Genomic DNA, 6,907 nt, shown 5'->3' on the forward strand with positions numbered 1-6,907 from the left:
TTAAACCCACTAAGATTAAATCAAATCATAAGGAAAGTATTTACACAAAACTAATCCTATTTTGCTTAATCATTCTGGCACGATTGATAAGAGCATAAAGGGCTAGAAATTCATCGTTAAGCATTTCCTTAAAAGTTTCACTGTATCTATCCCCATCAAATTCAATACTTTTCCATTCTATAATCTCTGATTTAGCATTAGTGATAAAAGAAATATATTTATCTCTTTGTTTATCGTGTTTAATACCTGCACATAAAGGTTTAAGTGCTTCATCATACCAAATCACTTCTAGATTTTCTTCTTTGATGATTCTTAGTGCTACTTCTTTTGTTAGATATTCTTTAATGTCTTTTCCATCGTATTTTTTTTGTTCATAATTCATCTGCAACATTTTATCAATGGCTTCTTTTTCACTATCAAAAGAATACTCAAGTTCAACACTGCCTCTTTCTCCAATATAAACAGCTTCGTATTTATTATTATCAGAATCAAACCACATAGTAAGATGGTATTCTCCTGAATGTTTATAAGAAGGATACCAATCTGTATCAATCAACTTTTCTTCTTTTATAATTAATTCTGCTTGTTCTCTTGTCATTTTCTATCCTTTATTATGGTATTTGTTTGATAAAACCTAATTGCATTAAGTCTTCTATGGAAATAGGAAGTTTAATCTGTGTTCCTCCACCTTCTTGATCAAAGTGTGGAGATATTTTACCTTCTTTTGGGGAATGGAATTTGTTTTTTTCTTTTAATTTGTCAATTTTACCTTTTAGTTCTCTATTTCCACTCACTTCAATCTTTCTCTCAATATTTTCCATATTAATATCTTCTATTACTTCATATCTTTTATAAGTTTTTTGCATGGCTTCATTATCTTCATAAGGCAATGATCTTTTTTCATAAGATATTGCTCCTTCTTTCTCTTCAAAAGGACACACAAAGCTACCTGAATTATCCCCATATCTGTCTAGCTTTGTTCCCTTTTTTAGAGTGATTTCTTTTGGTTTAGGTGGGATTTTATAGCCATCATCATCAGGATATTTAATCTTACCATCTTCACCAATATAATCAGCACTTCTAGGTTTTGGAGTGTTTTTAGGCCATATTCCATTATGTTTATAAAGATGAACTTCTTTATCACTTACCTTACCTTTTTTATTTTCATTTTCCAAATATAAAAGCATTTTTGCTTCCTCTTTGCTTTCTATCCCTTCCCATCTTATCTTGTCCCATTTAATCTTAGCAAGAGGATTAGCTTGTATTTTAGCTAAAGCAAATTTAATCTTATTTTTCTTAGGTATAGCTAATATAGGATAACCTTTATTACTTACCCCTATTAAACCCATTTGTAAAACAGAATGTTTATGATTTACTTTATGATTTGAATAAGTATAAGCAAATACTAAAGCTACTTTAGTACAAGGTCCTCCTAGCATAGGTGGATTTACACATCCACTTATACTAGCTCCTTGTATTTCGTTATTAAGCATAATAGGAATATTATCTGATTTTATTCTTTTAGCATTCTTTGCTTTTAAATTAACCTTACCTCCATGTATGCATAATAAAGTATTATCTTCTAAGATAGGATGCAAACAAGAAGTATCGGGACTTATATCAATATCTTCTATTTTAGGAAGAGTTATTTTTCTTTTTTTAGCCATAAAAAGCCTTGTGGGTTTGAAGTATGCTTTCTAATTGCTCATCTTTAGCATAAAGAAGTTTTTCTTCCAAAGAACAATCAAAATTTGAAGGAAAAGGTTTTATCGTATCCTTGCTTAGAAATTTTTGCCAAAGTATAGAGTTTTTTTCTGCTGAAAACTCCCAAAAATCATCTTTGTTATTATAAACATAGTCTTTATAATCTATAAAATTTACAAAGTTGATATTTACATTTTTTTGCTTAGAAAGCATACCTTGTATGTTTTCTTCTTCTGTGTTTTTTGGAATTTTATTATAGTTTTTAAGATAATGATTTATTCTATTGTTATTTAAGTTTTGATTTTCAAGTTCATTTAAAAGTTCTTTAGAATAATAATTTAAAAAATAATTATTTGCATATTCTTCTATATGCTCTTTAAAGCTTCTTTTATAAATTAAATCATTATAACTAATAGGGTAAGATTTTAAAGTATTATTTTTAGAGTTTAATATATAATCATACCCTGCAAAAAAATAAGAAAAATCCATAAAGGCATAATCAGCACTTATGCCTTTACAAAGACTTAAAAAAATATTTTCAAGTTCTAAGATAATTTTTTCATCTTTGCTTAAATTTAACTCTTTTTGAAGTTGTTCTTGAGTTTTTGAGATAAAGCCATAATTAAGTTTATCTTCATAATTTTTTACTAGATAATTTAAATTTTCATCATTAAGATTAAAAGTAAGGTATAGTGAAGAATTAAAATAAATATCGTATTTATTAAAGTAGGGTGCTAAATTATCTTTTTCTATAAAAGTATTGATTTGGCTTTGAGAGAAATTTTCTCCTTTTTCATCCCAAAAAGGTAAATTAGGGGAGAGGTTTTTAAGAGTTCCTATTTCACTTAATTCATCTTTTTGATAATATCTATGTAAAATGTATTTGCTTTTATCTCTACATAAACGATTATAAATTTGAGTATAATTTGAAGGTAAAAAATTTAACCATTCATCATCACTGTGTAGATTTATACCTTCAAATTTATCAATACTAAAACAAGCTTTAAGTTCTTGCATAGCTTTTAAGGTATTTTCTAAATGTTTATTATAAAAATTATTTTCATTAGCTTTTTTAAAGCTAAGCCATTCTTGCAAATTAAGGCGATTACCTTTTAAACTCCAAGCATTAAGGTATTTTTCATCACTAAAAGTTTTAGTAGAAAAAAGATGAAAGCTAACCTGATTGGCACTTATATTTTGTGTTTTCATTCAAAATTAAAACTTTTCAAATATTCTATAGCAGGATCTTCGCTTATCCATTCATCCTCGCTCATTTCTTCATCAAACTCATCATATCCATAACAATAAGGATCATCATAAAGCTCCATTTCTCTTGTTTGGGCAATACCTTCTATGCAAATTTTTGCACTGGTGCAACCTTCTTGGTTTTCATTTGGTTTTAAAGCTTTTAAGGTATTAAAAATTTCAAAAGCATCACTGTATTCTTTTTCATATTCTTCTTTATCAAAACCTTTTTTGTCGTGATGAGCATTTATAGTCTCATATAAGGCCATTTGCGCGGCTACGGCTAAAAATGTAAAACCACAACTTGATTCAAAATCTCCATATTTTTTGTATTCTTCACTCACAATACCATTGATATTGGCTCCTTTTTCTAAAGCAATTTGAAACTTTCTTACATCAGATTCTTCAATTGCTATAAGTAAATCATAATCAATTTCTTTTACCATTTTTTCCTCCTAAGGTTTTAAAATAACTTGAAAATCAGCACTGATTTCTTTTCTATCTTGAGAATGTAAATTAGCATAAAAATTCACAAAATGTTTATCCAGATTAAAATCCTCCTCATTGATTTTTTCTAAATTACTTCTAAAATTAAGTCTTTTGATAAAAACCCAACTAGGCCCTCCATTCAAAGCTTCCTTATACATTCTTATAAGTGCAGATCTTAAACCTTTCTCTTCATCTTTTAAAAGATTTTTAGCTTCTTCCTTTGTTTGATTTTCTGGTTCTTTAAAACGTTTTTTATTAAAATTTATAGAATACTCTTTTTCAGCTTTAGCTTTTGCTTGATTGCTCGGTTCTTTAAAAACAGACTTATAATTCTTACCATGATCGGTTATTTCTGTGCTTCTATTGCAAGCTATAGCATAGTCCATTCCATATAATCTTGCACATTTTAATTGATAAGAAATTTGATCGGTTAAATTTAAAGCGCTACTATAAGCATAGTTTTTAACCTCTACTATCATTCTTTTTTTATCCTCAAGTGTGATAATAAAGTCAGGATCGCTACCCTTTCCACTACGAATTCCATCTTCTTTAAAAACACCATCTGCATTGATTCTTTGATGATAAAGATGAGGGGCATGTCTTAAAAGAACAAGAGAAACAACCCATTCAGCATAGTCAGCTCCTGCTCTTTTATTGATGAAATTTTTAAGTTTTTTAGTGCTTTTGTTATTAACAATATCTTTCAAATCAACTGTTTGTTTATTATGTCTTTTAACCTTAGCTCCTCTATCCTCTTTAATTTTATCTATTTTTTTCTTGATTTCATCTTTCTCTTTGTCGGTTGTAGCTTGTTGTAATTGCTCGTTTGCTTTTTTCGTTTCCTCTTCATAAGTTTTTTCAATAATGGCTTCATTTCTTGCTAAAAGTTCTTCTGCTTTAGCTTTTAAACTATTTAGATCTTGATCTAATTCTCCATCTTTTTCTTGATAATGTTTTCTTTCTTCATCACTCACCTCAAGAGCTTCTTTGAATTCCTTAGGAGTTTGTAATTTTTCAAAAGGAGCATGTTTTAATCTTAGTTTAGCCCTTCTAAAATAAATAGGATTTTCTTGTTTTTCTAAACCTTTTCTTAAAAAAACATGTCCTCCTATAGGTTTTTCATCAAAGTCAGGATGTTCTAATTCTATATAAAAACTTAATTCCTCGTCTTTAATCTCACTATTAGAAATTTCTATTTTTCCTTGATCATTGGCAGTATTATCATACAGGAGTGTTTTTTTATCTTTATCATATATTTTTATTCTAGCTCCTATGATAGGGATATTTTTAATTTTATTTTCATAATCCTCATGAAAATGTGCCTCCTCGCACAGCATTAACTCAATCTCTCCTGTATGTATAGTGATCATTTTATGCCTTAATCACTTCTATGTCTCTATGAAACACTAAAGGAGTTTTTTCTAAAATGGCGCGATAATTTTCCTTAAGTTGTTTTTTATATTCTTTTCCTATTTTATATTGTATTTCATCTTGATCCCATATTTCATCTTTAAATTCTCTAAGTTTTTCTTCACTGCCTAAAAGTTCTAAAGAGCTTTTAGCTCCTGCTTTAAGAAGGTATTTTTTTATGGTTTCGCTTTTATTTTCTATAAGACCAAGAGCTGATTCTCCAAAACGATTAAAAACATTCACATTGGCTCCTGCTTCAATGAGTTTTTTAACTGTGCTAGAATAACACTCTCTTGCAGCCAATATCAAAGCACTCTCTCCATAATAAATCGCTCCTTTGTTGTATTCTATGATTTCATTGATATCTTTTATTTTACCACTATCGATTAAAGCATTAGCAAATTTTTGCTCTTCTGAAAGAAGAAAACTGTGCAGTAAATTTTCACCCTCTGAATTTTTAAGATTAGGATCTGCTCCTAGTTCTAATAAAAAATGTAAAAGTTCTAATTTATTAGCTCTTTCTGTTTTACTGGCAAGGCCTAAGGGGATAGTATGAAAGATTATAGGTTTGTATTGTCCATCGCTATCATAAAAAGAAGCATTGATATTAGCTCCCTTATCCACCAAAAGCTTAATAATTTTTTTTGTATGCTCTAAATCCAGCTCATCTTCACTCCAACCAATTGCATTACATCCAAGTAAAAAATTCAACCATGTTTGATCTTTTGCAAATTGTAAAATAAATTCAAAAAATTCATAATCATAAGACCAAGCAAGGTGAAATAATGGATCTAATATTGTCCTTCTATCCCATAGATCTAACTCAAGAATATCCTTACCCTTTGGATCTTCTATGATGCAAACTACATTTATACCTTCTTTATGGATAAATTCTTGCCATTCTTTATAATATTTATCTTTAATGCTATGTTTGATTTCTCGGTCAAAAAACCATTTAAGCATAGGATTAGCTTGAACTTCTTCATAAGAGATGATTTTTTCTTTAGTCATTTTATTTCCTTTTTTATAATTTTTTATTTTTAATAACAAAATCTAAAATTTTTATAAAATACTTTGATTATATATTTTATAAAATTTATATCACTTAATCTGCCCTTAAATCTCCTCCTTTAACTCTTAAACCTTTATCGTCTATAATTACTTGAACCCCTCCAACTTGGATAATAACTTCTTTAGCTGTGGTCGTTATAGAAGTGGATTTTACTTGATTAATTATTCTATTGTGCGCTACAATAGTATTGTCTTTTTGTGCTAAAGATGAAACATTTTCTGCATTAACACAGTGATCTTTTTTAGCAACCATAAAGATAGATTTTTCTGTATGCTCTTGAATATTGCCTTTTGCTTCTGTTACAAGTTCAGAATCTGTATGAACACTATATTTTCCTTGACTTTCTATATGATGATAACCTCTAATAAATGTTTTTCTATTAGATGATACAGAACTTGTGTATTCTCCTGTAATTCTTTCTTCGTAGTTTCTGCCTATTTCTACCTTTTTATTTTCTCCTACTTTTTCATAGCTATTTTTATGGATTTTTACTTCTTGATCTGTTCCTACATTCAAAGTATTACTTAAACCCACATTCGTGTCTTTAGAAAGCAAGGTGTTTTCTAGATACTGCGCACCTACATTGATATTTTTAAAACCTATGATATTTTGCATATGCCCTAAGGTAATAAATTCAGTATATAAAGCTCCCACTTCTGAGGTTTTGTTATTTTTTATGGTTTGCTCATAGTTGTTACCTATTTCTTCTTTGTAATCTTTTTGTGCTAGAATGTAAAATTCTTCCTTGTCTATATCATTTTTTAAAGTGATTTCATTTCTTGCTTTTGCATCGGTATTATCTTTTCCTATAGTAGAATTAGAGATAGTTAAATAATGTTCGTTTTTATAATTTAGATTATATTCTGTATTTTCTTGTAGTTTAAGTTCATCTAAGCCTTTATTATACATAGGTATAGCACTTAGATAATTTAGTGTTTGTTCAGCGATTTCTCTTTTGTATCTTGGGTAGTTATATTGTGGCATAGT

At 28.5% G+C, this 6,907-nt stretch carries 7 protein-coding genes; all 7 read right to left on the reverse strand.

The window, feature by feature from the left end; genetic code table 11:
- Window positions 1-40: 40 nt before the first annotated feature.
- Window positions 41-598: a hypothetical protein gene (locus L8W55_RS07730; RefSeq protein ID WP_039626253.1), complete on the reverse strand. Its 558-nt coding sequence runs from the start codon at window positions 596-598 to the stop codon at window positions 41-43.
- 13 nt (window positions 599-611) lie between these two features.
- Window positions 612-1,667 carry a TNT domain-containing protein gene (locus L8W55_RS07735; protein WP_263678108.1) on the reverse strand — a complete coding sequence of 352 codons (1,056 nt, stop codon included), beginning with the start codon at window positions 1,665-1,667 and terminating at the stop codon, window positions 612-614.
- Window positions 1,660-2,913 carry a hypothetical protein gene (locus tag L8W55_RS07740; protein WP_263678110.1) on the reverse strand — a complete coding sequence of 418 codons (1,254 nt, stop codon included), beginning with the start codon at window positions 2,911-2,913 and terminating at the stop codon, window positions 1,660-1,662. Before L8W55_RS07740 ends, L8W55_RS07735 begins: the two co-directional genes overlap by 8 nt.
- Window positions 2,910-3,395, reverse strand: a complete 486-nt coding sequence (locus L8W55_RS07745; protein ID WP_263678112.1) for a hypothetical protein — start codon at window positions 3,393-3,395, stop codon at window positions 2,910-2,912. Before L8W55_RS07745 ends, L8W55_RS07740 begins: the two co-directional genes overlap by 4 nt.
- Window positions 3,396-3,404: 9 nt before the next feature.
- Window positions 3,405-4,808, reverse strand: coding sequence for a hypothetical protein (locus tag L8W55_RS07750; protein WP_263678114.1), 1,404 nt, complete (start codon window positions 4,806-4,808; stop codon window positions 3,405-3,407).
- A gap of 1 nt (window position 4,809) precedes the next feature.
- Window positions 4,810-5,859 carry an ankyrin repeat domain-containing protein gene (locus L8W55_RS07755; protein WP_263678116.1) on the reverse strand — a complete coding sequence of 350 codons (1,050 nt, stop codon included), beginning with the start codon at window positions 5,857-5,859 and terminating at the stop codon, window positions 4,810-4,812.
- 94 nt (window positions 5,860-5,953) lie between these two features.
- Window positions 5,954-6,907: bacteriophage T4 gp5 trimerisation domain-containing protein (locus tag L8W55_RS07760; protein WP_263678117.1), on the reverse strand; the 954-nt coding region annotated here is incomplete at its 5' end.

The organism is Campylobacter sp. FU_520, assembly GCF_025772385.1.
Lineage (GTDB): Bacteria > Campylobacterota > Campylobacteria > Campylobacterales > Campylobacteraceae > Campylobacter_D > Campylobacter_D lari_C.